The sequence below is a fragment of the Pseudarthrobacter polychromogenes genome (genome assembly GCF_014644495.1).
Taxonomy (GTDB): Bacteria; Actinomycetota; Actinomycetes; order Actinomycetales; family Micrococcaceae; genus Arthrobacter; species Arthrobacter polychromogenes.
Genome location: NZ_BMKU01000004.1, coordinates 138,980 through 164,960, shown reverse-complemented (window position 1 = coordinate 164,960; position 25,981 = coordinate 138,980). Strand labels below are relative to the sequence as shown.

23 protein-coding genes are annotated in these 25,981 nt (G+C 65.3%); 7 read left to right on the top strand and 16 right to left on the bottom strand.

The window, feature by feature from the left end; all coding sequences use genetic code 11:
* Positions 1-73: 73 nt before the first annotated feature.
* From pstA to pstS, 3 genes are all read right to left on the bottom strand, one after another.
* Positions 74-1,186: a phosphate ABC transporter permease PstA gene (gene pstA / locus IEX43_RS08315; RefSeq protein WP_188810047.1), complete on the bottom strand. Its 1,113-nt coding sequence runs from the start codon at positions 1,184-1,186 to the stop codon at positions 74-76.
* Positions 1,187-2,119 (bottom strand): phosphate ABC transporter permease subunit PstC, encoded by a 933-nt coding sequence (gene pstC, locus IEX43_RS08310; RefSeq protein WP_104185653.1) that lies wholly within the window; start codon positions 2,117-2,119, stop codon positions 1,187-1,189.
* Between the two features lie 105 nt (positions 2,120-2,224).
* Entirely contained in the window at positions 2,225-3,343 is a 1,119-nt protein-coding gene (gene pstS, locus IEX43_RS08305; RefSeq protein WP_188810045.1) for a phosphate ABC transporter substrate-binding protein PstS, read from the bottom strand.
* A gap of 264 nt (positions 3,344-3,607) precedes the next feature.
* Between pstS and IEX43_RS08300 the strand changes: the two genes are divergently transcribed.
* Positions 3,608-4,735, top strand: a complete 1,128-nt coding sequence (locus IEX43_RS08300) for an FUSC family protein (RefSeq protein WP_104185655.1) — start codon at positions 3,608-3,610, stop codon at positions 4,733-4,735.
* Here the strand turns inward: IEX43_RS08300 and IEX43_RS08295 are convergent.
* The 9 genes from IEX43_RS08295 to IEX43_RS08255 form a co-directional block, all read right to left on the bottom strand.
* Positions 4,732-5,787, bottom strand: a complete 1,056-nt coding sequence (locus tag IEX43_RS08295; RefSeq protein WP_188810036.1) for a Gfo/Idh/MocA family protein — start codon at positions 5,785-5,787, stop codon at positions 4,732-4,734. The genes IEX43_RS08300 and IEX43_RS08295 overlap by 4 nt on opposite strands.
* Complete coding sequence (locus IEX43_RS08290; RefSeq protein WP_104185657.1) at positions 5,787-6,803, bottom strand: LacI family DNA-binding transcriptional regulator; 1,017 nt, start codon at positions 6,801-6,803, stop codon at positions 5,787-5,789. The genes IEX43_RS08295 and IEX43_RS08290 overlap by 1 nt, the downstream gene beginning before the upstream one ends.
* A gap of 47 nt (positions 6,804-6,850) precedes the next feature.
* The gene (locus tag IEX43_RS08285; protein ID WP_188810034.1) at positions 6,851-8,293 is read right to left on the bottom strand and encodes a GH1 family beta-glucosidase; all 1,443 of its coding nucleotides are present in this window, start codon (positions 8,291-8,293) and stop codon (positions 6,851-6,853) included.
* A complete protein-coding gene (locus IEX43_RS08280; protein WP_229666365.1) occupies positions 8,293-9,213 on the bottom strand; it encodes a carbohydrate ABC transporter permease in 921 nt (306 codons plus the stop codon). Before IEX43_RS08280 ends, IEX43_RS08285 begins: the two co-directional genes overlap by 1 nt.
* A complete protein-coding gene (locus tag IEX43_RS08275; protein ID WP_188810032.1) occupies positions 9,210-10,226 on the bottom strand; it encodes a carbohydrate ABC transporter permease in 1,017 nt (338 codons plus the stop codon). Before IEX43_RS08275 ends, IEX43_RS08280 begins: the two co-directional genes overlap by 4 nt.
* Positions 10,227-10,284: 58 nt before the next feature.
* Complete coding sequence (locus IEX43_RS08270) at positions 10,285-11,550, bottom strand: ABC transporter substrate-binding protein (RefSeq protein ID WP_188810408.1); 1,266 nt, start codon at positions 11,548-11,550, stop codon at positions 10,285-10,287.
* A 192-nt stretch (positions 11,551-11,742) separates the two neighbouring features.
* Entirely contained in the window at positions 11,743-12,609 is an 867-nt protein-coding gene (locus tag IEX43_RS08265) for a PRD domain-containing protein (protein WP_188810030.1), read from the bottom strand.
* 151 nt (positions 12,610-12,760) lie between these two features.
* Complete coding sequence (locus tag IEX43_RS08260; RefSeq protein WP_188810027.1) at positions 12,761-14,173, bottom strand: glycoside hydrolase family 1 protein; 1,413 nt, start codon at positions 14,171-14,173, stop codon at positions 12,761-12,763.
* A 90-nt stretch (positions 14,174-14,263) separates the two neighbouring features.
* A complete protein-coding gene (locus IEX43_RS08255; protein WP_188810025.1) occupies positions 14,264-16,207 on the bottom strand; it encodes a beta-glucoside-specific PTS transporter subunit IIABC in 1,944 nt (647 codons plus the stop codon).
* A 195-nt stretch (positions 16,208-16,402) separates the two neighbouring features.
* On the opposite strand from IEX43_RS08255, the gene radA reads away from it, so the two are divergent.
* Complete coding sequence (gene radA / locus IEX43_RS08250) at positions 16,403-17,776, top strand: DNA repair protein RadA (RefSeq protein ID WP_104185665.1); 1,374 nt, start codon at positions 16,403-16,405, stop codon at positions 17,774-17,776.
* A gap of 70 nt (positions 17,777-17,846) precedes the next feature.
* On the opposite strand, the gene IEX43_RS08245 is transcribed toward radA, so the two are convergent.
* Positions 17,847-18,119 (bottom strand): hypothetical protein, encoded by a 273-nt coding sequence (locus tag IEX43_RS08245; RefSeq protein WP_188810023.1) that lies wholly within the window; start codon positions 18,117-18,119, stop codon positions 17,847-17,849.
* A 118-nt stretch (positions 18,120-18,237) separates the two neighbouring features.
* On the opposite strand from IEX43_RS08245, the gene IEX43_RS08240 reads away from it, so the two are divergent.
* Positions 18,238-18,711 (top strand): NUDIX domain-containing protein, encoded by a 474-nt coding sequence (locus tag IEX43_RS08240; RefSeq protein WP_188810022.1) that lies wholly within the window; start codon positions 18,238-18,240, stop codon positions 18,709-18,711.
* Between the two features lie 105 nt (positions 18,712-18,816).
* Here IEX43_RS08240 and IEX43_RS08235 read toward each other — a convergent pair whose 3' ends face one another.
* The gene (locus IEX43_RS08235) at positions 18,817-20,061 is read right to left on the bottom strand and encodes a beta-ketoacyl-[acyl-carrier-protein] synthase family protein (protein WP_229666364.1); all 1,245 of its coding nucleotides are present in this window, start codon (positions 20,059-20,061) and stop codon (positions 18,817-18,819) included.
* 5 nt (positions 20,062-20,066) lie between these two features.
* Positions 20,067-21,680 carry a peptide chain release factor 3 gene (locus tag IEX43_RS08230; RefSeq protein ID WP_174178318.1) on the bottom strand — a complete coding sequence of 538 codons (1,614 nt, stop codon included), beginning with the start codon at positions 21,678-21,680 and terminating at the stop codon, positions 20,067-20,069.
* Positions 21,681-21,937: 257 nt separating this feature from the next.
* On the opposite strand from IEX43_RS08230, the gene IEX43_RS08225 reads away from it, so the two are divergent.
* The 3 genes from IEX43_RS08225 (at position 21,938) to disA (ending at position 24,082) form a co-directional block, all read left to right on the top strand.
* Positions 21,938-22,144: a hypothetical protein gene (locus IEX43_RS08225; RefSeq protein ID WP_188810020.1), complete on the top strand. Its 207-nt coding sequence runs from the start codon at positions 21,938-21,940 to the stop codon at positions 22,142-22,144.
* A 95-nt stretch (positions 22,145-22,239) separates the two neighbouring features.
* Complete coding sequence (locus tag IEX43_RS08220) at positions 22,240-22,746, top strand: 2'-5' RNA ligase family protein (RefSeq protein WP_188810018.1); 507 nt, start codon at positions 22,240-22,242, stop codon at positions 22,744-22,746.
* Positions 22,747-23,005: 259 nt separating this feature from the next.
* On the top strand, positions 23,006-24,082 hold the full coding sequence (gene disA / locus IEX43_RS08215; RefSeq protein ID WP_066280172.1) for a DNA integrity scanning diadenylate cyclase DisA: 1,077 nt from the start codon (positions 23,006-23,008) through the stop codon (positions 24,080-24,082).
* A gap of 65 nt (positions 24,083-24,147) precedes the next feature.
* On the opposite strand, the gene IEX43_RS08210 is transcribed toward disA, so the two are convergent.
* Positions 24,148-24,828 carry a hypothetical protein gene (locus IEX43_RS08210; RefSeq protein WP_188810016.1) on the bottom strand — a complete coding sequence of 227 codons (681 nt, stop codon included), beginning with the start codon at positions 24,826-24,828 and terminating at the stop codon, positions 24,148-24,150.
* 297 nt (positions 24,829-25,125) lie between these two features.
* Here IEX43_RS08210 and IEX43_RS08205 point away from each other — a divergent pair, with 297 nt between their 5' ends.
* Entirely contained in the window at positions 25,126-25,944 is an 819-nt protein-coding gene (locus IEX43_RS08205) for an HhH-GPD family protein (protein ID WP_308422213.1), read from the top strand.
* The last annotated feature ends 37 nt before the right edge of the window (positions 25,945-25,981 follow it).

Sequence of the window (25,981 nt, the reverse complement as noted above, 5' to 3'; positions counted from 1 at the left end):
TTCACTAACTGGGTATGAATTGAAGTCTGGCATCCGGACCGCGGGACCGGAAGGGGGCGGGGAAGCCCGGCCGTCAGCGGCCGGTCTTGGGGGCGAAGATCCTGGCAATGAGCCGTGCCGCGAGGTTGAGGACCATCACCAGGATGATCAGCACCAAAGCGGCGCCCCAGGCGCGCTGCGACGACGGGTCGGGGTTCGCCGGCGAGGTGGGGTTCAGGATCTGGGTGTAGATGAAGGTGGGCAGCGACGCCATCCAGCCGCTGAACACGTTCGAGTTGATGCTGGTGGCAAACCCTGCGGTGACCAGGATGGGCGCCGTCTCGCCAATAACGCGGGCGATCGCCAAGGTGACGCCCGACGCGATGCCGGAGATCGCCGTCGGAATCACCACCTTGAGGATGGTGCGCCACTTGCGCACGCCCAGGGCGTACGCCGCTTCGCGCAGTTCGTTGGGGACGATCTTCAGCATTTCCTCGCTGGAACGCACTACCACCGGGATCATCAGCACGGAAAGCGCGACGGCGGCCACGGCGCCGGTTTTGGTTCCCGGGCCCACCACGGCGAAGAAGAAGGCCGCCGCGAAGAGGCCCGCCACGATGGAGGGGATGCCGGTCATGACGTCCACGAAGAACGTGATGGCGCGGGCCAGGCGTCCGTCGTTGCCGTATTCCACCAGGTAAATGGCGGTCAGCAGCCCCACCGGCACGGAGATAATGGTGGCCAGCAGGGTGATCTGGATGGTTCCCAGCAGCGCGTGGTAGATGCCGCCGATGACCGGTGCGCCATCCTCAACTGCACGGTTGTCGAAGACTCCGGTGACGCCGTTCATGGAGGTGGTCATGAATCCGGGTGCCAGAAGGCCGGGGATTCCGTTGACCAGGACAGTCCAGATCACCGAGAAGAGCGGGAGCAGTGCAATGAGGAAGGAGCCCACCACCAGGCAGGTGGCCAGCTTGTCCTTGGCTTTGCGGGAGCCTTCGACGGCGGCGCTCCAGGACACCAGTCCGACGGCGAAAAGGATCGCCGAGACGATTCCCCAGCCGAATGCGTTGAAGCCCACCAGCGCCAGGATCGCTGCGCCGGCGATCAACGCTGCGGCCAGGACCACGTAGGGGGCGTACTTGGGCAGTTGCCCCTTGGTGAGTGCCGAGCGCTTGCTGCGCACGGGGGTAAGCGTGGAGGTCATTTAGTTGGCTCCCGAGAATTCTTTGTGCCGGGTGATGATCCAGCGCGCGATCATGTTCACGGCCAGGGTGATGACGAACAGGACCAGGCCTGCGGCGATCAGGGTGCTGACCTTGAGCCCGCTGGCCTCCGGGAAGTTCAGGGCGATCTCAGCGGCGATGGTCTGGTTTCCGGACTGGATCAGGCTGGCCGTGAGGGCGCCGGAGGAGAGCACCAGGGCCACGGCCATGGTCTCGCCCAGGGCCCGGCCCAGGCCAAGCATGACGGCGCTGATGATGCCGGGGCGTGCGAAGGGCAGGACGGACATCTTGATCATTTCCCAGCGGGTGGCACCCAGCGCGAGCGCCGCTTCCTCATGCAGTTTTGGGGTCTGCAGGAAGATTTCCCGGGAAAGTGAGGTGATGATGGGAAGCACCATGACGGAGAGCACGATGCCCGCGGTAAGGATGGTCTTGCCCGTCGCGGAGGCAGGTCCCTGGAAGATAGGCAGCCAGCCCATGTTCGCGGCGAGCCAGTTGTAGGCCGGCGAGATTTCCTTTGCCAGGAAGGCAGCTCCCCACGCGCCGTAGACCACGGACGGAATAGCTGCGAGGAGGTCCACAAGGTATCCCAGTCCGGCGGCCAGTCCGCGGGGCGCGAAGTGGGAGATGAAAAGAGCCACGCCGATCGCGATCGGGGTCGCGATCACCAGTGCAATGGCTGCTGCGATGAGCGTGCCGATGACGATAGGCCAGATGTAGGCAAAGAAGCCTTCCCCGCCCTGGATCTCGGCGGCGGGTGCGGTGAGTGCCGGGATGGCCTGGACTACCAGGAAGAGTGCGACGCCGAAGAGGACGGCAAGGATAAGGCAACCGGCGGCCATGGCGGCACCGGAAAAAATCTTGTCCCCGGCGCGGCCAGCGCCCTGGTTACCAGTCAAGGTGGTGGCGGTCATTCGACGGCCCTTCGATCGTTTACTGACACTGAAAGATGCTGCGTTCAAACCGAAGTTCCCCGCACTGCCTCTCGGCAGGCGGGGAACCCGGGTTCGGTGCGGTACTTAGGACTTGACCTTGATGGACTCGATGGCCTTGGTTGCCTTCTCTGCCAGGTCAGAGGACAGCGGAGCAGACTTTGCCGAATCTGCGGCGGCCTGCTGGCCTTCCTCGGAGACTACATAGGTTTCGAAGGCCTTGACCAGGTCAACGGTTTCCTGGCTTTCGTAGGTTGAGCACACGACGTGGAAGGAGACCAGGACGATCGGGTACGCGCCCTCAGAGGTGGTCTTGCGGTCCAGCTTGATGGACAAGTCGTTGGCGGAGCGTCCTTCAACCGGCGTGCCCGCATCCACTGCCTTGGCTGCGGCTTCTGCCGAAATCTCGGTGAAGCTTTCGCCCACCTTGATCTGTGCAACGCCGAGGGTTCCGCTGACCGCAGAGTCGTCCGCGTAGGTGATTGCACCGGGGGTGTCAGTGACGGTCTTGACCACACCGGACGTACCCTTGGCGTTCTCGCCCTGCAGGGATGCAGGCCATACACCGGATGCCTTGTCAGTCCAGGCCTCGGGTGCAGCAGCAGCCAGGTAGTCGGTGAAGTTGGTGGTGGTGCCGGAATCGTCGGAGCGGCTCACGGGGGTGACCTTGAGGTCCGGAAGGCTGACACCTTCGTTGAGCGCTGCGATGGCGGGGTCGTTCCAATTGGCAATCTCGCCGCGGAAGATCTTGGCCACGGTGGCCGCATCCAGCTTCAGCTCGGTGATGCCGGGCAGGTTGAACGCGATGGCGATCGGTGAGATGTAGACCGGGATATTGAGGGCGCCATCAGGCCCGCACGTCTCCTGGGACTGCGCGTATTCCTCGTCCTTCAGGTAGGCGTCGGAACCGCCGAACTGTGCGGAACCATCCAGCAGCGCCTTGCGGCCTGCACCGGAGCCATCCGGTGAATACTGCACGGTGGCGCCGGAGTTTGCGGCGGCAAACTCGGTCTTCCAGGCGTCCATGGCCGCGCCCTGCGCGGAGGAGCCGATGCCGGTCAGCGTGCCGGTGACATTGGAACCTGAAGTCTGGGTGCCTGCCGGAGCGGTCCCCGTGGCGTTGTCTGAACCGCAGGACGTAAGCGCGAGTGCGCCGACTGCAAGAACAGCGATAGCCGCGTGGCGGCCGAAGCGGAGTGCCTTCACTAGATGTACCCCTTCCAGGGATATTCAGGTGCGCTGCAGGACGGAGAACCCTGCTGCGCGATGCGTAGGTTTTGTACCTTCAACGAAGTTAAGCCCCGCAGGTAACGGGATGGGCGGACCAAAGTGAACGGAGGATTAACGACGGCGGGATATTGGCTGACAAATGCCCGGTCACCATTGCGCAGATCACATGTCCGGCCGTAGTGCAGCGGCGCCAGAGAGGGCGCCAAGGGAAATGTGCCTGCCAGCAATAGACTGGACGGCATGGCTCCCGCAGCAGGACTTTCAGCAGGCAGGCGGTTCCTGCGCGGCCGCTTCCGCACCGGCATGATCCGGAGCCGTAACTCGCTGGTTCCGGCCATCCAGATGACGGTCTGTGCCGTAGGCGCGTACGCCTTCGCTGAATACGTCCTGGGCCACTCCGGCCCCCTCTTCGCGGCTACATCATCGCTGATCGCGCTTGGTTTCTCCCGGGAACCCCGCCTGCGGCGGGTACTGGAGGTGGGCCTGGGCTGCACCATCGGCATCGCGGTGGGCGACCTGCTCCTGCACTGGCTGGGCGCCGGAATCTGGCAGGCCGCCGTCGTCCTTTTGTTTTCCATCCTGCTCGCCAGGTTCCTGGACAGCGGGAACATCTTCACCACCCAACTGGCCCTGCAGTCGCTGCTGGTGGTGCTGCTGCCCGCACCGTCGGGTGGTCCGTTTACCAGGAGCATCGATGCCGTAGTGGGCGGACTCTTCGCCCTGCTGGTGACCATCCTGGCCCCCAAGGACCCCCGCCGTGAACCCCGCAAGGACGTCCAGAAGCTGCTGCATGAGCTGGCCGAGGTGCTGCGCGAGTGCGCCGGCGCACTCGTCAACAGCGACTCCACCCAGGCGTGGCACGCCCTCATCCGGGGCAGGAACTGCCAGCCGCTGGTGGACGGGATGCGCCAGTCCCTGCGGGCTTCGGGAGAGGTGGCCACCCTGGCGCCCGCCTACAGGAGGCACCGGTACGAGCTGGACCGGCTCAAACAGTCGCTCGACTTCATTGACCTGGCGCTGCGGAACAGCCGGGTGTTCGCCCGCCGCCTGACCAGCGCTATCAACCACGCGGCGTTGTCGGACGAGGCAACAGAAAACATCGCGGAGGTGCTGCAGGAGACCGCTGCCGCCATTGATGAGCTTTCGCTGGGGCTGGCAGAAACGCACGACGGCGTCCGCCGCGCCCACCTGCGGAGCGCCCGCCAGGACCTGAGCGAGATCGCCCTGCGCCTGCATCCCAAGCTGCTGGAGGTGCAGCGGCTTGAGGGCGAGACGGTGGTGATGCTGTACCGGCCGCTGATGGTGGACCTGCTGGAGGCCACGGGGATGGATGCCCGCGAAGCCCGGGACGTGCTGCCCGCGCTCTAGGTGCTGGCCTCCCGCACATCGTTCGCATAGCGCAGGCCCAACTGTTCCCGGGCCTGGTCCAGCAGCTCCATCACCTGCACGGTTTCGGTCCAGGGCATCAGCGGGCTTTCCTGCAGGCCGGCGCGGATGCAGCGGGCTGTTTCGCGCAGTTCGTGGATGAAGCCCTCGGCTTCTTCGTGGAAGTCCTCCACCTCGATCCTGCCGTCCAGTCCGCAGATCTCCAGCGTGCGCGGGTTATAGAGCGGGGACCCGGTCCGTATCCAGCCTCCTGTTCCACTGATGGTTGCCATGCCGGGACCGGCAGCCCGGAGCGAGGAAGTGAGCTGGGCTGCAGCCCCCTCCGGGTACTCGAGTGTGAGGGTGTTTTGGACATCTACGCCGTCCTGGTTCAGGTGGCCTTGGGCCGTGAGCCTTTGGGGGAAGCCAAGTGCCGCAACTGCCCAGGTCAACGGGTAGACCGCGAGGTCCAGGAGTGCACCGCCGCCGGCCGCAGGGTCCCATAGCCTGTCCGCAGGATCATAGGCTGCGGGAAAGCCCAGATCAGCCTGGACCCAGCGCACCGTTCCAATGGTGCCGCCGCGGATCAGCTCCAGGGCACGGCGGGTTGCGGGCAGGAAGCGCGTCCAGACGGCCTCCATCAGGAACAGGTTGCGCTCCCCTGCCAGCTGGACCAGTTCCCGGGCTTCGCTGGCGTTGATCGTGAAGGGCTTCTCGCAGAGGACGTGTTTTCCGGCTTCCAGCGCGGCACGGACAACCTCGAAGTGCTGCGCATGGGGCGTGGCAACATACACCACGTCCACGCCGGGATCGGCAAAGAGCTGCTGGTACCCGGATCCGGAGGGACCGTCATGGTAGCTGGCCGCGAAGCCGTGTTCTTCCGCGAATGCCCGGGCTGAGCCCTGGCTGCGCGAACTCACTGCCTGGAGTTGGGCATCTTCAAGGCGGGCGAGGTCACGGGTGACCTTATGCGCGATCCGCCCTGTGGCCACAATGCCCCAGCGGAGGGTCCGGCCACTCTGCGGCGCCTGCCCGCCCGGGTTGGTGTACTCCATCAGACGGACTCCCGGATCACGAGTGACGTAGGAATCTGCGTGACGCGTGCTGTGTCTTTCCCCTCGATGAGGTCCACCAGGATTTCTGCCATCTTCTTGCCCATCTCGATAATCGGGTGGTGCACCGTGGTCAGCTGGGGATTGACTGAAGTGGCGAACGAATCGTCGTCGAAGCCAACCACGGCCACATCCTCGGGTATGCGCAGCCCCCGTTCCTGCAGCACTGTGTAGGCACCGGCGGCCATCTGGTCGTTGGCCACGAACACACCGTCAACCGGCTTCCCGCTGCCGAGGAGGCGGCGCATCGCCTTGGCCCCGGAGGCCAGGGTGAAGTCACCGTACTCAACCCGGGAATCATCCAGCCCGGCCTCCGCCATGGCCGCCCTCCACCCGTTGACGCGGTCGATGCCCGGCGGCATGTCCTGGGGGCCGGCGATGGTGGCGATATTGGTTCGCCCGCTCTCAATCAGCACCCTGGTGGCTCCTGCCGCCGCAGCCTCGTTGTCCACATCCACGTAGTAGCTGGCGCTTTCGCCCAGTGGCCTGCCCGCGAACACCATGGGGATGTAATCGCTGAGGTGGGTCCAGGACCGGTCCCCTGCGTGGTGGGACACCACCAGGGCACCGGCCACGTTCCCGCCAAGCAGGAAGGCCCTGGTTTTCTCCGGCTTGGCTTCGGAGGCGATGACCATGTTCAGGGTGTAATCCGTGTCCGCCAGGTACAGCGCCACGCCCTGGACCACTGATGCGAAGAACGGGTCCGCGAAGACCTTGGAGGTGGACTCGGGCACAATGAGCGTCACGGAGTTGGGGCGCCTGCTTGCCAGCGAACGGGCAGCCCGGTTGGGTGTGTAGTTGACGGCGAGAATCGCCTGGCGCACCTTGGCGGCGATGTCCTCATCCACGCTCGGCACGTCATTGACCACGCGGGACACGGTGGCACGGGAGACGCCGGCCAGCGCGGCCACCATTTCCAGGGTGGGCGTCGGCCGGCTTCCGCTGGTGTCTTGCTTCACAATGTTCGCTCCGTGGTCTGGCTGGCACAGGTGCCGGGAATTTCAGTTTAGGCGGGCAGTGCCGGAGCGAGGCGGGAAGTGCTCCGCTGTGCCGCTGCTATCAGCCCGGCATAGGCCTTGCCGCTGTCCTTGACGGTGCGTTCCAGCGTGCCGTAATCGACGCGGACAATCCCGAAGCGCTTTCCATAGCCCCAGGACCATTCGAAGTTGTCCAGGAGGGACCAGACAAAGTAGCCGCGGACGTCGGCGCCCTGGTCTATTGCTTCACCCACTGAAGCCACATGGTCCAGGATGAACCGGGTACGTTCCACATCGTGCACGGCACCGTCGGGGCTGACAGTGTCCTCGTACGCGGCTCCGTTTTCGGTGATGTACAGCGGCGGCAGCGACGGGTATTCCTCCCCCAGCCGGACCAGTAGCTTGCGGAGCCCGTCCGGATTCACTTCCCAGCCCATCGCCGTCCGTGGCAGGCCGCGGCTGGGAAAGGCGATGTCTTCCGAGCCGATCCAGGGTGAGGCGGAGGCCCGCTCTGCACCACCGGAGTGGCCGTCGCTTCCGGCGTCGTCAGCGTGTCCGCTGATGAGGTCGTCGTGGTAGTGGTTCACGCCCAGGAACTCCAGGGGCGCGCTGATGAGCTCCAGGTCGCCTGGAAGAATCACGTCCGGCAGGCCGAACGGGCCGAGGTCCCGCAGTGAGTCTTCCGGGTAGGCCCCCCGCAGGATGGGATCGAGGAAGATCCGGTTCTGCAACGAGTCGAAACGGCGGGCGGCGTCGAGGTCCACAGGGTCCTGGCTGTTCCGCGGAATCGAATTGCTCAGGTTCAGGGTGATGCCCAGGTGCTGGGCGCCGCGTTCCCGCAGCGCATTCACTGCCAGCCCGTGGGCCAGGTGCTGGTGGTGCACGGCGGCGATGGCCGCCGCGGGCTCCTGCCGGCCGGGGGCGTGCACGCCGGAGCCGTAGCCCAGGAGCGACGAACAGAACGGCTCATTGAAGGTGGTCCAGTGCTGGACCCGGTCCCCCAGCGCCGAGTACACGTCATTGGCGTACTCCGCGAACCTGTAGGCGGTGTCGCGGTTGGCCCAGCCGCCTTTTTCCTCCAGGGCCTGCGGCAGGTCCCAGTGGTAGAGGGTGAGCCAGGGCAGGATGCCGGCTTCAAGGAGCTCATCCACCAGCCTGGAGTAGAAGTCCAGGCCCTCACGGTTGACGGCCCTGTCCCCGGGACGCACCCGCGCCCAACTGGTGGAAAAGCGGTACGAGTCCAGCCCCAGCTCTTTCATCAGCCGGACGTCCTGTGGCATTCGGTGGTAGTGGTCCACGGCCTGGTCAAGGTTCTCGCCGTTGGCTATTGCCCCTGGAATCCGCGCAAAGTGGTCCCAGATGGAGTCTTCCTTGCCGCCCTCGCGGCCGGCGCCCTCTATCTGGGCCGCCGCCGTCGCTGATCCCCAGATAAAGCCCTCGGGCCACTGCCGCTGGTACGTCGGGTGCTGCATTAGCCCTTCACTGCTCCTTGCATAATTCCTGAGATGAGTTGTTTGCCCGCGAGTGCGAAAAGCACCAAAAGCGGCAGGGTTGCCAGCACCGCTCCTGCGAGGACCACGGAGTAGTCCACGTAGCGGGCTGACTGCAGCTGGCTCAGCGCCGTCTGCAACGTGGGGTTGCCGGCGTCGAGCACCAGCAGCGGCCACAGGAAATCCGTCCAGGCCGTCATGAACGTGAACAGCCCCAGGATGGCCATGGCAGGCCGTGCTGCCGGCATGGCTACATGCCAGAAGGTGGAAATCATGCTCGCCCCGTCCATCCGTGCGGATTCGATGAGCTCATCCGGGATGACGTCCACCAGGTATTGCCGCATAAAGAAGACGCCGAACGCGGTTACCAGCGTGGGCACCACCACAGCTCCGATTTCGCCGGTCCAGCCCAAGGTTCTCATCACCATGAAGAGCGGGATGATGCCAAGCTGCGTTGGGATGGCCATGGTGGCCACCACCATCAGCATGAGCCCGTTGCGGCCTTTGAAGCGCAGTTTCGCAAAGGCGTAGCCGGCCAGTGTGGAAAAGCCAACCACGGACAGGGTGATGATGCATGAGATCAGGACACTGTTGCCCAGGGCGAGCCAGAACGGAATGGTGTCAAAGACCTCGCCCACGTTGGTCCAGAAGTTCCCTCCGGGCAGCAGGGGCGGCCAGGTTTCGCCGAGGGCCTCGTTGGAGCGGCTGCCAATGACGGCGGACCACCACAGTGGGTAGGCCGAGGACACCAGGAAGGCGAGGAGCAATCCGTAGGTCAGGAACCCGGGTTTTTCGCCGGAGCCTACAAAACGCTTGCGGAGGGGCGCGGGGCGGCCGGAAGGCTTCTTTTCTGTAGGCAAGACGCCGGTGGCCGCATGGGGCGACCCTTCGATGGTGCTCATCGCGTAGTCCTTTCAGCGCGTTTGCGTGCTCTCCTTGTTGACCGGGAGGGCTTTGCGGCATCGGCGGTGGCGATGCGACGTGAGATCAGGTAATTGATAACACCGAACAGCACGATGATCAGGAAGAGGAGCCAGGCGATGGTGGACGCCTTGCCGAAGTTCTGGCGCTGGAAGGCCATTTCCCAGAGGTACAGCACGGTGGTCTGGAACTGCCGCTGCGAGCCGCCTGCGGTTGCGGGATCGAACAGCCGGGGTTCGGTGAAGATCTGCAGGCCGCCGATGGTGGAGGTAATGACAACAAACACCATGGTGGGCCTGATGCTCGGCAGGGTGATGCTGAAGAAGCGGCGGAGGGCTCCGGCGCCGTCCAGCGCCGCGGACTCGTACAGGTCGCGGGGAACGGCCTGCATTGCGGCCAGCAGGATGAGGGCGTTATAGCCGGTCCAGCGCCAGTTCACCATGGTGGCGATGGCAATGTGGCTGGGCAGGGTCTCGCTCTTCCACATGACCGGATCCAGGCCAAAATTTCCCAGGACGTTGTTGATGAGGCCGTACTGCTCACCGAACATGTTGGTGAAGATCATGGCCACCGCCACCGGGGTGACGATGTAGGGCAGGAGCACGCTCATCCGCCAGAAGGTTTTGGCGCGGAGGTTCTGGTCCAGCACGGCTGCCAGGAAAAGCGCCACGGCAAGCTGCGGGATGGCGGACAGCAGGAAGATGCTGACCGTGTTGAACAGGGAGTTCCAGAAGAAGCGGTCCTGGAGGACTTCCGTGAAGTTTTGCAGGCCAACGAAGTCGCCCTGGCCTTTGAGGAGGTGCCAGTCGAAGAGGCTGACCACGAAGGTGTAGACCAGCGGGAACAGCCCCACGAGTGCGAAGAGGATAAAGAACGGTGCGATGTAGAGGTAGGGCGATGCTTTGACGTCGAAGACGTTGAGCCTCTGTTTGAAGGTGGGTTTGGGTTTGATGGCCGCCACGGGTTTGGCGGGGCGGTTCAGGGTGGTTGTCATTGGGCTTTAGCCCTCCATCGGGGGGCCTCCCTTCCGGGAGGCCCCACAGCGGGTGTTGCTAGTTGTTTACGACCAGGTCGTTGAGGAGGGTCAGCGCTTCGGACCAGGCCTTGTCAGCGTCGGCCGTTCCGGCGTCGAGCATTTTGAGCGCCGGACCAAACACGTTTTCCTGGATCACGGAATCATCCGGTCCCTTGAACTGGGCCACCACACCCTTAGCGCGGTTGGCAAGGATGACGCCGGTGGGGGCGTCGTTGAACACCACGTTCGGAGTGGCATCGGCCACCAGCTTCTCCTGCGCTTTGAGCGTGCTGGGGAAGTTGTTCGCGGCAGCCGACTGCTTGACCTGCTGCTCGGGAGCGGTCAGCCAGGCTGCCAGCTTTGCGGCTTCGGCAGGGTGCTCTGACGTCGTGGGTACTGACAGGAAAGCTCCGCCCCAGTTGGAGGCTCCACCCGGGAATACGTCGGCGAAGTCCCAGCCGCTCTCCGTGCCGCCGCCCGCAGATTCCAGCTGGCCCTTGATGGTGCCGAGCATCCAGCCGGGGCAGACGAAAGTGGCGAAGGAGCCGTCAACGAATGCCTTGCCGTTACCCCAGTCCCACTGGGTCTGGTTGGCGGACAGACCGGCCGCCGTGCCGGCCGCAAGCATTTCGAATTTGTCCTTCATCTCGGGGTTGCCTTCGATGTTCAGCTCCCCGTCCTTGGTGTAGTAGCCCTCTTCCATCTGGTTCACCATGGAGTTCCAGACGAAGCCGGACTGGTCATACCAGGCCTTGCCGGTGGCTGCCTTGTACTGCTCCCCGAGCTTGAAGTAGGTTTCCCAGGTGGCGTCCCCGCCACCAAAGAGCTCGGCCACCGATTCGCGGTCGCTGGGCATTCCCGCAGCTTCGAAGAGCTTGCCGTTGTAGCAGAGCCCCTGCGGACCGATGTCGGTTCCGTAGCCGATGACGCGGCCGTCCGGATCCGTGCCCTGCTTGAACTTCCAGTCCACCCAGTTGTCCTTGATGTCAGCTGCACCGTGCTCGTTGAGGTCCACGAACTGGTCCGAAACTTCCATGATGGAACCCAGCCAGCCCTCCTCGATGGCCACGACATCGCTGAGCCCGGATCCTGCGGCCAGCTTGGTGAAGGCGTCAGTTCGGGCATTGGACCCGCGGTCGATATTGGTGGCCTTGACCTTGACGCCGGGATTGGCTTCCTCGTATTCGGCGTAGAGATCGTCGTAGCCGAAGGTCCCGAAAGTGGTGACCGTGAGCTCTACAGGATTGTCAGCGCTTGCTGCTTGTTCCGAACTGCTGCTGCAGCCTGTGGCCATCAGGGCCATGGCTGCCACGCCCGCGATAGCGGTCACTGTGTGTCGGCGTACGAATTTCAACGTCACTCCTTTGTGGGAACTTCCGGCGCTGAGAGAGCGCTCTCTGGCAAGTTCCTCAACTGTAGGCGTGGCGCGGATCACTGTCAAGAGAGCGCTCTCTCGTAGTTCATGATCATCTCGCCGCCGCTGGGACGGCGCTGGTCAGGAAGGAGTTTCTGCGTTCTGGCTCAGCCGCAGGTCATCGGCCATGCGGGCGACGTGCAGGGTGAGGTAGGTGACTTCGTCGTCGGTGAGGGGCTGGCCGAGCCGGAGTTCCAGGACGGCCTGCAGTTTCAGTGCGGTGCCGAATGCTTCCGGGTACGCCTCCCGGATGGCGGACCCCAGCCCTGTTGCCCCCTCGGCCAGCTGCCGTCCGGTATGGGCGCGGACGAAAAAGTACCGCAAATGGGTGATGAAGCGTGCGGCGTTGACGGTCTCCCGATCGAAGGAGCGGCCGTAGGCCTGTTCCAGGACTTCGAACAGCTGCGCGAAGACGCCGGTCATCTGGTAGGTGTAGGAGAGGTCGCCGCTGGCGAAGCCCGCGTTGACCAGGTGCAGTGCAACGGCTACAGCCTCGTCGCGGGGCAGGGCTTCCTCGAGCCGGGCGTTGACGAAGTCCACGATCTGCTGTGCCATGTGCAGCTCGTCCGGGTAGAGGTGGGCCACCTCGGCCCGCAGCGGGTACTCGATGTTCAGGCCCTGCCGCAGGCGTTTGATGGCGAAGCTCAGGTGGTCCGCCAGGGCCACCACTGTGGTGGAGTTCAGTGGCCCGCGCAGTCCGCCGCGGGCAATGTCCAGCGCCTGGTCTGCCAGTGCGAGGTGTTCGGGCGGGATGGCCGCCACCAGCGCGCCGAAGTTGTCAGCGTTGCGGCCGTCCTCGGGGACGAAGACGCGGACCACCTTGGCCTCATCCACCTGCTGGCCGGGCTTTGCCTGGAACCCCAGGCCGCGGCCGGTGAGGATGACCTCTCCCCTGTCCGCGGCCCGGGCGAGGACGACGTTGTTGTTGAATACGCGCAGGACCTCCACGCCGTCCTCCTTTCATCGTTGAAGCGGGATACCCCCGGAGAGGGAGTTTTTGTCCAGATATGCCGGGTTTAAGGCCTTTCTACCCTGCATATCTGGACAAAAACTCTCCTGGCTCTTGCTGTCCGGCTGGTGTTTGTCGTTCCGGGTGGCGTTAGTCTGTCAGGCTGGCACCGTTGGTGGCGATGACTTCCTTGTACCAACCGTAGGACTTCTTGGGGTAGCGCTCCATGGAGCCCGTGCCGTCGTCGTTCCTGTCCACGTAGATGAAGCCGTAACGCTTGCTCATCTGGGCGGTGGAGGCACTGACCAGGTCGATGCAGCCCCAGGAGGTGTAACCCATCAGCTGGACGCCATCTGCAACCGCCTCCCGGGCCTGCACCAGGTGGTCGTTGAGGTAGCCGATGCGGTAGTCGTCAACGACGGTCTTTTCGCCGTCGACCTCCACCAGCTTGTCCACCGCGCCCAGCCCGTTCTCCACGATGAAGAGCGGTTTCTGCCAGCGGTCCCAGTAATCATTGAGTGCCACGCGCAGCCCCTGGGGGTCGATCTGCCAGCCCCACTCGGACGCCTTGAGTGTGGGGTTGGGAACTCCGCCCATGATGTTGCCGGGCCCCTTGGTCTTCTTGGCGGGATCGGCGGTCTCGCAGATGCTCATGTAGTAGCTGAAGGACACGAAATCCACGGTGTTTTTCAGATCTTCGCGGTCCTGGGCGGTGATCTCCAGCTCGATCCCGTTGTCCCTGAAGTACCGCAGCAGGTAACCGGGGTACTCGCCGCGGCAGTGGATGTCACCGAACGCGTAGCTGTCCTGGGCAGTGAGCATGGCCGCCACCACGTCCGAGGGGTCCGGCGTGAGCGGGTAGGTGGGCAGCGCAAGGATCATGCAGCCCACCTGCGCGCCGGGCATCAGCTCTCGGGCCAGTTTCGAGGCCCGCGCGGAGGCCACCAGCTCGTGGTGGATCGCCTGGTAGAGGTCCTGCTTGGTGAGCTGGTCCTTGGGGGTGGGAATTCCGCCGGACATAAACGGCTCGTGGATCACGGAGTTGATCTCATTGAATGTGAGCCAGTACTTCACCCGGCCCCCGAAGTGCTCGAACAGGGCGCTGCAGTAGCGCTCATAGAAGCCGATCAGCTCCCTGTTAGTCCAGCCGTTGTACTTCCTGGCCAGGTGCAGCGGAGTCTCGTAGTGGCTGATGGTCACCAGCGGCTCGATGCCGTGCTTCTCAAGTTCATCCAGGACACGGGAGTAGAAGGCCAGGCCTTCGGCGCTGGGGGTCTCTTCGTCGCCCAGCGGGAAGATCCGGCTCCAGGCGATGGAGAACCGGAACACTTTGAACCCCATGTCCGCGAAAAGGGCGATGTCCTCCGCATAGCGGTGGTAGAAATCAATCGCCACCTGCTTGAGGTTCTCCGGAGTCGGCCCCTCCGTGGGAATCTCCGTGATGCCCTTGGGCATCACATCCTGGATGGACAGGCCTTTGCCGCCCTCGTTGTAGGCGCCTTCGATCTGGTTGGCGGCAGTTGCTCCGCCCCAGAGGAATCCTTCGGGGAAAGTGGTGGTCACAGTTGATCATTCCTTTGTCAGTGGGTCTGGAAAATGCCAGCGGGACTGGGGGCGGGTGCCAGGGTTTGGCGGCACCGGATATGTGAAGGCTTAGACGCGGACAGTGATGGCAGTGTCCCCGTGGGCGAGCGTGCCGCCGGCCACCGGTTCCACGCTGCCAAGCTGGGCGGTGTTGGTGACCATCACCAGGGTGGTGGTGTCGTAACCGGCTTCGGTCACCACATCCAGGTCGACGACGGCGAGCAGGTCTCCCGCGCGGACCTGCTCGCCCCGCGTGACAGCGGCTTCAAAGCCGCGCCCCTGCAGCTGGACAGTGTCGATGCCGATGTGGACCAGGACCTCAACGCCGTCCTCGGACTTGATGCCGAACGCGTGGCCGGTCTTCATGGCGGCCTTGATGGTTCCGGTGATGGGTGAGTAGATGTGCCCGTCCGCCGGGATGATGCCCAGGCCCTTGCCCATGGCACCGGATGCGAACACCTTGTCCTGGACATCAGCCAAAGCAACCGCGCTGCCCGCAACCGGGGCAACAATGTCAACGATGCCGGCCACCGTGGTGGCCGCGGTACCTGCTGCTGTGGCGGGGACGGCCGACGAAGCGGGCACGGCCAAAGCTGCCGCCGGCGCAACGGAAACTGCCTCGGGAACCGAGGTGCCGGCGTCGGCCCCTGCAGCTGCCGCCTCCTCACGCGGGCCGAAGATAAAGGTCAGGGTGAAGGCGATAACCACGGCAACTGCCGTTCCGATCAGCTGAAGGGCAAAGCTGCCAACCGACGCGTATGCGGGCAAAGCCAAGAGCGATGCGAAGACAAACGACGTGGCACCGCTGCCGCCGGCAGCGGCTATCGCCCCGCCAACAACGCCGCCCGCGATACCGAAGTAGAACGGTTTCTTCAGCGGAAGGTTGACGCCGTAGATGGCAGGCTCGGTGATGCCGGCAAGGAATCCGGACAGGGCTGCGGGGCCGGCCACAGTGCGGCGCGCCTTGTTCCGGGTGCGGAACAAGACTGCGAGGGTCGCCGCAGCCTGGCTGAGGACTGCAGCCACCAGCGGACCCATCAGCAGGGAATAACCCTGCGTGGAAAGCTCGTTGAGCATGCCCGGAACCAGGCCCCAGTGCAAGCCGAAGAGGACGAAGACCTGCCAGAAGCCGCCCATGACGGCACCGGCCAGCCACGGAGCGAACGTGAAGGCCGCATTGATGCCAGCGGACAGGCCCTGCGAGGCGAAGGTTGTGACTGGCCCCACAGTCATCAGGACCAGCGGCACCATGACCAGGAGCGTCAGCAGCGGCGTGGTGAAGTTCCGGATCGCCGAAGGCAGCACGCGCGTCAGGAAGCGCTCCACGTAGCCCTGCAGCCAGACGGCCACGATGATGGGCAGGACCGAGCTGGTGTAGTTCATCATCACCACCGGGATGCCGGCAAAGTTGACGGGTTCGGCCTGCGCCGCGAGGGCCACGATGCTCGGGTAGACCAGGGCACCGCCGATGGCCATGGAGGTGAACTGGTTCGTCCTGAACCGTTTCGCGGCGGTGACTGCGAGGAAAACGGGCAGGAAGTAGAAGATGGCGTCCGCGGTGGCCGCCAGGATCACGTTCGTCTGGGACGCGGGGTCAAGCCAGCCGAACTGGGTGGCCATGCTCAGGAATGCCTTGAGCAGGCCGGCTGCGGCCAGCGGCCAGATGACTGGTGAGAAGATCGAGGAGATCAGGTCTATGAAGCGGTTGAAGAGGTTGCCGTGTGCAACGGGTTCATCGCTTCCCGCGTCGTCATCGGTGAGCTTGGTGATCTTGCCGAGCTCGGCGTAGACCGTGGGAACGTTGTTGCCGATGACAACCTGGAACTGTCCGCCGGCCTTCATCACCGTGATCACGCCGGGAAGTTTTTCGATTGCGGCCTGGTCCGCCTTGCTGTCGTCGCGCAGCTTGAGCCGGAGCCTGGTTGCGCAGTGGGTGGCGCTGGCGATGTTCCTTTCACCGCCCACCCCCTGGAGGATGTCTCCGGCCAGCGACCGGTAGTCCACAGTTGCCATATCAGACCTCTCTGTCTATTTTTGGGCACAAAAAAAGACCCGAGACGCACAGAGTGTGCTTCTCAGGTCTTGCCCCATTCACGGGTAACAATCCTGTAGGCGAAATTGCCTTCGAGGTTCGACTATACAGATGGCATGGATCACAGGCAAGTGCTTTGCCGGTGATTGTCAGTGCCCGCCACTAGGGTGGAATTCATGGCAACAAAAACTTCCCGGGCCTCCAAGGCGCCCGCCTACAAATGTGCTGAGTGCGGCTGGACCACGGTCAAATGGGTGGGCCGGTGCGGCGAGTGCCAGGCGTGGGGCACCGTTGAGGAGACCGGCGCCGCTGTTGCGCGTACGACGGCGGCCACAACAGTCCTGGAGCCGGCCCGCCGGATTGCCGAGGTGGATGCCACCACGGCCGCCTTCCTGCCCACGGGCGTTGATGAGCTGGACCGGGTGCTGGGCGGCGGCCTGGTTCCGGGCGCCGTGATCCTGCTGGCCGGTGAACCCGGGGTGGGCAAGTCCACCCTGCTGCTGGACGTTGCGGCGAAGTTCGCCCGGACCGCACAGGACGTGTTGTACGTGACCGGGGAGGAATCCGCGGCCCAGGTGAAGCTCCGCGCCGAGCGAATCGACGCCGTGGCCGAATCGCTCTACCTCTCCGCGGAAACGGACCTGGGCCAGGCGCTGGGGCAAGTGGAGAAGATTGAGCCGCGGCTGCTGATCGTGGACTCGGTGCAGACCCTCAGCAGCGCCGACGTTGATGGCAGCGCCGGCGGCGTTTCGCAGGTCCGCGAAGTGGCAGCGTCCATTATCGCTGCGGCCAAGCGGCGGAACATGACCACCCTCCTGGTGGGCCACGTGACCAAGGACGGCTCCATTGCCGGGCCGCGGCTGCTGGAGCACCTGGTGGACGTAGTGTGCCAGTTCGAGGGCGAGCGGCATTCGCGGCTCCGGCTGCTCCGTGCCGTCAAGAACCGCTACGGGCCCACGGACGATGTCGGCTGCTTCGACCTGAACGAGGACGGCATCCAGGGCCTGGCTGATCCCAGCGGGCTCTTTGTCAGCCGCACCAAGGAACCCGTGTCCGGCACCTGCATCACGGTCACCATGGAGGGCCGGCGCCCTCTGCTGGCCGAGGTGCAGTCCCTGCTGGCGGAGAGCCCCAATTCCCAGCCGAGGCGTGCCACCAGCGGCCTGGACTCCTCGCGGGTTTCCATGCTGCTGGCCGTCCTGCAACAGCGCGCGGGAACGTTGCTGCACAAGGATGATTCGTATGTGGCCACCGTGGGCGGCGTGAAGCTCAGCGAGCCGGCAACGGACCTGGCCGTGGCCCTTGCAGTGGCCTCAGCAAAGGCGCGCAAGCCGCTCCCCATCCGGCTCATCGCTTTTGGCGAGGTGGGCTTGGCCGGCGAGGTCCGGCCGGTGCCCGGCATCAACCAGCGCATCCAGGAAGCGCACCGGCTCGGGTTTACGCACGCCGTTGTTCCGGCCAGCCATGCAGGCCCGGGGCCCATCCCGGCCGGTTTTTCCGTACGGGAAGTGGAGCATCTTACCGAGGCCTTGAGCCTGCTGATTGGCTAGCCGTTGCCGGCCGCTGGCGGCTGTTACTGACAGCTGTGCGCCGTGGATGTCCGTGCCTGTGATGCCGGCGTCAGCTGTTGTGGCGCGGCAGCGAGTCGGGGTCTTCACGCCGGGAGTTGAGCAGCCAGCCGGACACATCACTGCGGAGCACCAGCAGCGGCCCGCCGTTGCTGTTCACGTTGCCGGTGGGCACGTAATAGCCGCGGCCGGAGCCGGGACCGCCGGCCGCCCGGTCCAGGGCGTCAACCAGGTACCGCGGCAGGTGGCCCTGTGGACCAAGGCTGTGAAGCTCATCAAGTTCTTCCGGCGTCAGACGTCCCAACACCTCGGCAATACTGGCCATGACGGGTCCCTTCGAGCAGAGTGCCTGAAGGAATAACCTAAAGCAGCACCGTGAACTGCGGGTTAACGTTGGACGGCAACTTCCGTCTGTTTTCAAACATCCACCCACCGGAGGAAAGATGCCCGTTCTAAGCGCCGGAATCCTGCTGTACCGGAGGGTGGATCCAGGCGGCTTCGAGGTGTGGATAGCCCACATGGGCGGCCCGTTCTGGGCCCGCAAGGACGCCCATGCCTGGTCCATCCCCAAGGGTGAATACGGGGAGGACGAGGATCCCCTGGCCGCGGCGCTGCGCGAGTTCGCCGAGGAAATGGGAACCCCGGCTCCGGCTGCGGACTACCGGCTCCTCGGGAAGTTCAGGCAGCCCTCCGGCAAGGTCATCACCGTCTTCGCCGCGGAGCAGGACTTCCAGCCGGAACGGATCGTCAGCAACACGTTTCCGCTGGAGTGGCCCAAGGGTTCAGGCCGGATCCAGGACTACCCGGAAGTCGACGACGCCCGCTGGTTCCCCGAACCGGAAGCCCGGCTCAAGCTGGTGAAGGGGCAACTGCCGGTTTTCGATGCGCTGGCTGAGCAGGTCCGCGCCGACCCCTAGCAGGGTGGCACCCACTACTGGTCCTTGCACCCGCGAGCGCCCGGGTGCGTTGTCCAGATGCGGGTGCGTTGTACGTCGCGACGGGTGACCGCCCGGGCGAAGGGGTCAGGCGCCGGTGATCACCAGGGCAACACTGTGCCCGCCAAAGCCGAAGGCGTTCACCAGCCCGGCCGGACGGTAGCCCGGCTGGAGGCGGTGGGCGTCTTCGGTAACAACGTTGAGGTCCACCTCGGGGTCCAGCTCCTGGACGTTCAGGGTCCCGGGCAGCAGGCCGGTCCGCAGCGCCTCGACAACCACCACGGCGGCCAGGGAGCCGGCGCCGCCGAGGAGGTGGCCGGTGTGGCCCTTGGTGGACGTGACCGGCACATCCGCTCCGAAGATCGCGTTGATGGCCTGGCCTTCAAGCTTGTCCCCCACCGGCGTGGAGGTGGCGTGGGCGTGGATAAAGCCGATGTCTTCCGCAGCCAGGCCCGCGGATTCGAGGGCCTTCTGCATGACCCGCCGCTGCATGGCGGGATCGGCTGCCACGATGTCGTTGGCGTCGGACGTCACCGCTCCGCCGGCAACGGCCCCCAGCACCCCGGCACCGCGGGCGCGGGCGTGCTCTTCGCTCTCCAGCACCACCACGGCAGCGCCCTCGGCGAGGACAAAGCCGTCGCGGCCGCCGTCGAACGGACGTGATGCGCGCTGCGGGTCATCGTTACGGGTGGACAGCGCGCGGATTTGGGAGAAACCCGTGATCACGAGGTCGTTCACGGAGGCGTCAACGCCGCCGGCAATAACGACGTCGGCCGCTCCTGAGCGGATCATCTCGGCTCCCTGGACAATCGCCTCAGCCCCGGAGGCGCACGCGCTGACAGGCGTTCGGGCGCCGCCGCGGGCGCCGAGGTCGATGGACACCCAGGCCGCCGGGCCGTTGACCATCAACCGGGTCAGGGTGTGCGGCGAGACCTTGCGGGGGCCCGAGGCTGCCAGGGTCCGGTCCTGCTCCAGCGTGGAACCCAGCCCGCCGTACGCTGATCCGATCACCACGGCGAAACGCTCCGGGTCCACGTCCGGGGCACCCGCCTGGGCCCATGCCTCCCGGGCAGCAATAAGCGCCAGCTGCCCGCACCGATCCATCCGCTTCATCTCGCGGGTGCTCAGGTGCTCCGAGAGATCCGCGGTGACCTGCCCGGCGATCTTCACGGGCAGCTGCTCCGTCCAGGTATCCCCAAGCGCGGCGATGCCGGATTTCCCCGCGACCAGGCCGGCCCAGGTCTCGGAGACCGTGGAACCCACGGGATTAATGGTTCCGGAGCCGGTGATGATGGCGCGGGGCTGAACTGCGCTGTTGGGGCCTGCGTTCACGGTTCCTACTTTGCGGGGTTGTGGGTGCCGATGGGCACGAGGGTGAGGTCCGGGTGGTTCTTTTCAATGCGGCGCAGGGCCCAGACGTCGTTGAACAGGGCGAGGTACTCGCCGTCGGACCGCAAAAGCACCTCGGCGCCGATGACGTTGGCGAGTGCCGGCATGGCGTCCGCCGTCGAGATCCTGGCGAGGGAGTAGGGCAGGCGTTCCAGCCGCATGGGGGCGCTGAAGTCATGCGCCATGCGGTCCTCCACCACCTCGAACTGCATGGGCCCGACGGCGGCAAGCACCGGCGCCTGGTCGCCGCGGACGTCGGAGCGGAGCACCTGGATGACGCCCTCGTGTTCGAGCTGTTCGATGCCCCGGCGGAACTGCTTGAACTTGCTGGGGTCCTTGGAGCGGGCCACCTGGAAGTGCTCGGGGGCGAACAGTGGGATGGCGGGGTATTCCACCGGCCCTTCGAGGAAGAGGCTGTCCCCCACTCGAAGAGAGGACGCGTTGACGAGGCCCACGACGTCGCCGGGGTAGGCCTCGTCAATTACTTCGCGTTCCCGGCCGAACACCTGCTGCGCGTACTTGGTGGCGAAGGATTTACCGGTGCGGGTCTGCGTGACCACCATTCCGCGCTCGAAGACGCCGGAACACACCCGGATGAAGGCCACATGGTCGCGGTGGGCCTTGTTCATGCCGGCCTGCACTTTGAACACGAAGCCGGAGAAGGGCGATTCCACCGGACGCGGGTTGCCGTCCACATCCGGGCGCGGGGCTGCAGGCGGAGCGAAATCCACCAGTGCGTCCAACAGTTCCTTGACGCCGAAGTTGAGCGCGGCGGAGCTGAACAGGATGGGGGTGGCCTTGCCTGCATGGAACGCCTCGACGTCGAACTCCAGGTTCGATTCGATCACCAGTCCGGCCTCGTCCACGGCGTCCGTCCAGTTGCTGCCCTGGCTCTCGGCTGCTTCCTCGGGCGTGAAGTACTCGGTGAGGGCGATCTGCGCGCCGGCGTTGTTGCGCTGGAACCGGGCGAAACGGTCGTTGCGGAGGTCCCAGACGCCGCGGAAGTCGCCGGAGATGCCCACGGCCCAGGTCAGGGGCATGGGCTGAAGGCCGGTGCGTTCGGTGATTTCGTCCATCAGGGCCAGCGCGTCCAGGCCGGGGCGGTCCCACTTGTTGATGACGGTGATGATGGGAAGGTTGCGCTGCTTGCAGACCTCGAACAGCTTCATGGTCTGCGTTTCCAGGCCCTTGGCCGCGTCCACGAGCATCACGGCGCAGTCGACGGCGGCCAGCACCCGGTAGGTGTCCTCGGAGAAATCGGCGTGGCCGGGCGTGTCCAGCAGGTTGATGACGGTGTCCCGGTAGGAGAACTGGAGCGCCGCGGAGCTGATGGAAATGCCGCGGTCCTTCTCCATCTGCATCCAGTCGGACACGGTTTCCTTGCGGTTGGCCTTGCCGCTGGAGGCACCGGCAGTGCCGATCACCTTGGCGTGCAAGGCGAGCGCTTCGGTCAGGGTGGACTTGCCTGCGTCAGGGTGCGAAATGACAGCAAAGGTCCTGCGGCGGCCCGCCTCTTTATGAATACCGGAGATCCGGGCGGGGGTCAGGACATCTTGGGACACGGTGCTACTTTCGCTGCGGTTGGGACTACCCGGGCGCTGCCTGTGAGGCACTGCGGCGTTGGGCCGGGGAAACGGGCTGGCAAACGGCCAAGTTCCAGTTTATCGCAGGGCGGCAAACCGGCGGCGGCGCCCGCTTAACACCCGCGAAACCGGGCGTTCAAGGCCGTGAAACGACCTCCCGTTAGCGTGTCCGCATGATGACCAAAGACAACCCGGCGCGGGACGGCTTCTGCCGGCGCATGGAAAGGACCTGAACCGTGCAGGGCATCTCCTTTTCCGGCAATCTCTTCTTCGATCCCCTGGCCACGGGCCTGGCCGCAGCCGGAGGCCGTGACCAGGCCCGTCCGGCAGCCGAGCCCCGCCGGGGAACCCAGACACCCGCAGAGCAGAAAGCGCTCAGGGCGGCGTCGCTGACGAAAGTCAGCAAGGACCTGGAACGGATGCTGCGGGAACGGATGCGCTGACCCGGCTCCCGCCGGGCGCAGCAGGGCCCGGCTGAGGTGCGGTGTGCTGACCCGGCTGACGCAGCCCCTCGCCCGCCGGGCGGCATGATGGGTGGATGCAAAGCATCGAGCTGACCTTCGGGGACTCCACTGATTCCGCCATCAGGGCTGACTGGGCGAGGCTCGCGGAAGCCGGAATCCCAAGCCTGGCAGGACATACCTCGCCCAGCAACAGTCCCCACATCACCCTTGCAGCCGGTGCGGACATGAATTTGCCGGACTACCTGCAAGACCCCTGGCAGCGGCTGCCGCTGGACATCAGCTTTTCGGGCGTCCATATTTTTCCCGCGCGGACGGGAATGTACGTCCTGGCCCGCTCCGTGGTGGTGACCCGCCAGCTCCTGGAACTGCACCGCCTCCTCCATGAGGGCATCTCCGGGGCCCTGCCGCTTACTCTGCCGGACGCCTGGACACCCCATGTCACCCTTGCCCGCCGCGTCCCCGCCCACCAGCTCGGGACGGCAATGGACCTGCTGGACCTGCGTTTGGCGGGCCGCTGCACGGAAGCCCGCCTCTGGGACAGCAACACCAGGACGCTGGCTTCGCTTTCGAACCCGTCCTAGGGCAGGCAGGTCAAACCGCCGTATCAGCCTGCCGGCAGGCGGACTGAAATGCCCGCCCTGCCATCCGTCGTCGGACGCGTTCCGGACCCCTGTTCCCGCACTCCCTAATGAGGCACTTTAGGGCTTGCCCGTGCGGAAGACGCTGTTTCTTGCCCCTATCATTGAGCTTGCGGGAAACAGAGCATTTTCTGGTCCTGCCGGCAACCTGCTGAAGCCGGCAATCCTGCGGGCGGCGGTCCGCACCTTTGAAGGGAACACTATGGCGCGGAGCCCCGAAGAATCACTCAGGGCTACCCTGGGCAGAGTGGCTCCCGGAACCCCGCTTCGTGACGGCCTGGAGCGGATCCTGCGGGGCCGCACCGGTGCGCTGATCGTCCTTGGCTCGGACCGGACCATCGACTCCATCTGCTCCGGCGGCTTCGACATCGGCATCGACTTCTCCCCCACCCGGCTCCGCGAACTCGCCAAGATGGACGGCGCCATTATCTGCGACAAGGACGCCGGCAACATCCTCCGCGCGGCCGTCCAGCTTGTCCCGGACTCCAGCATTGAAACCCAGGAGTCCGGCACCCGGCACCGCACCGCCGAGCGCGTTGCCATCCAGACCGGGGTGCCGGTCATTTCAGTCAGCCAGTCCATGCAGATCATCGCCCTGTACGTCAACGGCCTAAGGCACGTCCTGGAGGGCTCGGAAAAAGTCCTTGCCCGCGCCAACCAGGCCCTCGCAACGCTGGAGCGCTACCGCTCGCGCCTGGACCAGGTCACCAGTTCACTCTCGGCCCTGGAAATCGAGGCCATGGTGACCGTGCGGGACGTGGCTGTGACCCTGCAGCGGCAGGAAATGGTCCGCCGGATCTCCGAGGAAATAGCCCAGTACGTCCTGGAACTCGGTGAGGACGGCCGCCTCCTCTCCCTCCAGCTCGATGAGCTCACGGTTGGCCGGGGACCCGGCAGCGACGTCATCATCCGCGATTACGGCGCTCCGGACGCCACCCCGGAGGACATCGAGAACGCCGTCAGCGCACTGGTCAGCCTTGGCCCCACGGAGCTGATCGACCTTGGAAAGATTTCCGGCATTGTCGGGTTCGCAGGCGGCGAGGCCAACCTCGATGCCGTGGTGCAGCCGCGCGGCTACCGCCTGCTGTCCGGGCTGAAGGCAGTCCCCAAGGCAGTTGCGGACCGCCTGGTGGACCACTTTGGCGGGCTGCAGTTCCTGATGGCCGCCACCATCGATGACCTGATGACCGTTGACGGGATCGGCGACCAGCGCGCCCGCACGGTCCGTGAGGGCCTGAGCCGGATGGCGGAAGCAAGCCTGCTGGACCGCTTCCTCTAGCCCCATCGATTGCTCCGTAAACGCCGTTTTGGAGGCTGAAAACGGCGTTTACGGAGCAATCGATGCTAATTGAGCTGGAAGACAGCCTTGGGGCTGGCCTTGGACCCGAGCTTCGCCGTGAAAATGTAGTACGCACCGCCACCGCCCGGTTTGGCTTCGATAGGCTGGCAGCCCTCCACGCTCCGGGTGCGGGACCAGGGGAAGTTGGCGGTCTCGCTGGCTCCGGGCGCAATGACCTTCACCAGGTCCTCGCTCTTGGCCTGGCAGTCCCGTGAGGAGAAGATCCGGTCCGCTCCACTCGTCACCAGGAACTCCATCTGAGATGTTCCGATGTTGACTTCGCAGGGCATGGTGCCGCCGTTGGTCACCTTGAGCGTCAGCATGGGGTTTTCGCCAGGCCCATACGCCGCCTTGTCAGTGGACCCGGAAACGGTCACCAGGTTCTGGTTGCAGCCGGGGGTGGCTGACGGTGTGGGCGTCGGCGCAGGTTCGGACGCCGACGGCGACGCTGAAGCCGCTGCCGTAGGTTCTGCTGATGCCGTGGTCGCCGTGGACGAGGCCTGCTCCGACTTGCCACTGAAGGCGCCGGCGACGGCGAAGCTGCTGACCAGCGCAATGATCAACAGGAGCGCCCCGCCAAGGAACAGCCGACGACGGCGGTAGACTGCCGCGCTCGGCTTGCGGACGGCAGTGGAACCGGATGCCGGTGCCCTGCCATGTGGTGATGATTCGCCTTGCCTGCCCATCCTCCTAGGCTAGAGACCCGGCCCGTTTCTGTTCACCCACCACGCCGCCGTGCCGCCGACGCTCTGGTCACATCCCGTTTCAGCCCTCCCAAACACATCCATTACAGTGTTGGCATCGACACTGAATCCTCCACCGCCGTTTCCCCGCACCCTGCGGGTCCTGCATGGGCTGCCGGGACCGCAGCCGACCTTAACCGTCTGCACGAGCGAATCAACGGCTGGTTCAGCGAAACAGCCCGCGACCTGCCCTGGCGCGAGCCCGCCTGTTCGCCCTGGGGCATCCTGGTCAGCGAGATCATGCTCCAGCAAACGCCCGTTGTCCGGGTGCTGCCGGTATGGCACGAATGGCTGAAACGCTGGCCCACCCCCGCGGCCCTGGCTGGAGAACCCGCCGGGGAAGCAGTACGCGCCTGGGGCCGGCTGGGATATCCGCGCAGGGCACTGAGGCTGCACGCTGCTGCAGCAGCCATTACCCAGGACCATAGCGGCAAGGTCCCGGACACGTACCCCGAACTGCTGGCGCTCCCCGGCGTGGGCGGCTATACGGCGGCCGCCGTGGCTTCCTTCGCCTACGGCCGGCGGGAGACCGTGGTGGACACCAATATCAGGAGGGTCCACGCCCGCCTGATTTCCGGTACTGCACTGCCGGCCCCTGCCCTGACCGCGGCGGAGATGCGGCTGGCCGCTTCTCTCCTTCCGGCCGACGACGCTTCTTCCGTGCGCTGGAACGCTGCGGTCATGGAGCTGGGGGCGCTCGTGTGCACTGCCCGGGCACCCAAGTGCGCCGCCTGTCCGGTCAACGACCTCTGCGCCTGGCGCGCGGCAGGCGAGCCGCCGCCGTCGTACGTCCCCAAGGGGCAGGCGTGGCACGGCACGGACCGCCAGGTCCGGGGCGCCGTGGTAGCCGTGCTGCGGCAGGCCGAAACTCCGGTGCCGCCGGACATGTTCTTCCACGAGCCAGCGGACCTGGGTTTTGCACCGACGGGAATCGGCGTGCCGCTGGCCGCCCTGCACCGGCTCAACTCGGCGCCGGAACAGCTGGAGCGGGCGCTGACTGGCCTGCTTGCCGACGGTTTGGCGGAGATGCACGACGGCGGCTACCGGCTTCCTGCGTGAGCACAAGAAAGTATGCTTTGACTGGCATACTTTTCTC

Excerpts from the sequence above, each read along its gene's own strand:
- pstA (WP_188810047.1), bottom strand. The coding sequence starts at position 1,186 with ATGACCTCCACGCTTACCCCCGTGCGCAGCAAGCGCTCGGCACTCACC.
- pstC (WP_104185653.1), bottom strand. The coding sequence starts at position 2,119 with ATGACCGCCACCACCTTGACTGGTAACCAGGGCGCTGGCCGCGCCGGG.
- IEX43_RS08300 (WP_104185655.1), top strand. The coding sequence starts at position 3,608 with ATGGCTCCCGCAGCAGGACTTTCAGCAGGCAGGCGGTTCCTGCGCGGC.
- IEX43_RS08295 (WP_188810036.1), bottom strand. The coding sequence starts at position 5,787 with ATGGAGTACACCAACCCGGGCGGGCAGGCGCCGCAGAGTGGCCGGACC.
- IEX43_RS08285 (WP_188810034.1), bottom strand. The coding sequence starts at position 8,293 with ATGCAGCACCCGACGTACCAGCGGCAGTGGCCCGAGGGCTTTATCTGG.
- IEX43_RS08280 (WP_229666365.1), bottom strand. The coding sequence starts at position 9,213 with ATGAGCACCATCGAAGGGTCGCCCCATGCGGCCACCGGCGTCTTGCCT.
- IEX43_RS08275 (WP_188810032.1), bottom strand. The coding sequence starts at position 10,226 with ATGACAACCACCCTGAACCGCCCCGCCAAACCCGTGGCGGCCATCAAA.
- IEX43_RS08270 (WP_188810408.1), bottom strand. The coding sequence starts at position 11,550 with ATGGCCCTGATGGCCACAGGCTGCAGCAGCAGTTCGGAACAAGCAGCA.
- IEX43_RS08255 (WP_188810025.1), bottom strand. The coding sequence starts at position 16,207 with ATGGCAACTGTGGACTACCGGTCGCTGGCCGGAGACATCCTCCAGGGG.
- radA (WP_104185665.1), top strand. The coding sequence starts at position 16,403 with ATGGCAACAAAAACTTCCCGGGCCTCCAAGGCGCCCGCCTACAAATGT.
- IEX43_RS08245 (WP_188810023.1), bottom strand. The coding sequence starts at position 18,119 with ATGGCCAGTATTGCCGAGGTGTTGGGACGTCTGACGCCGGAAGAACTT.
- IEX43_RS08240 (WP_188810022.1), top strand. The coding sequence starts at position 18,238 with ATGCCCGTTCTAAGCGCCGGAATCCTGCTGTACCGGAGGGTGGATCCA.
- IEX43_RS08220 (WP_188810018.1), top strand. The coding sequence starts at position 22,240 with ATGCAAAGCATCGAGCTGACCTTCGGGGACTCCACTGATTCCGCCATC.
- disA (WP_066280172.1), top strand. The coding sequence starts at position 23,006 with ATGGCGCGGAGCCCCGAAGAATCACTCAGGGCTACCCTGGGCAGAGTG.
- IEX43_RS08210 (WP_188810016.1), bottom strand. The coding sequence starts at position 24,828 with ATGGGCAGGCAAGGCGAATCATCACCACATGGCAGGGCACCGGCATCC.
- IEX43_RS08205 (WP_308422213.1), top strand. The coding sequence starts at position 25,126 with ATGCTCCAGCAAACGCCCGTTGTCCGGGTGCTGCCGGTATGGCACGAA.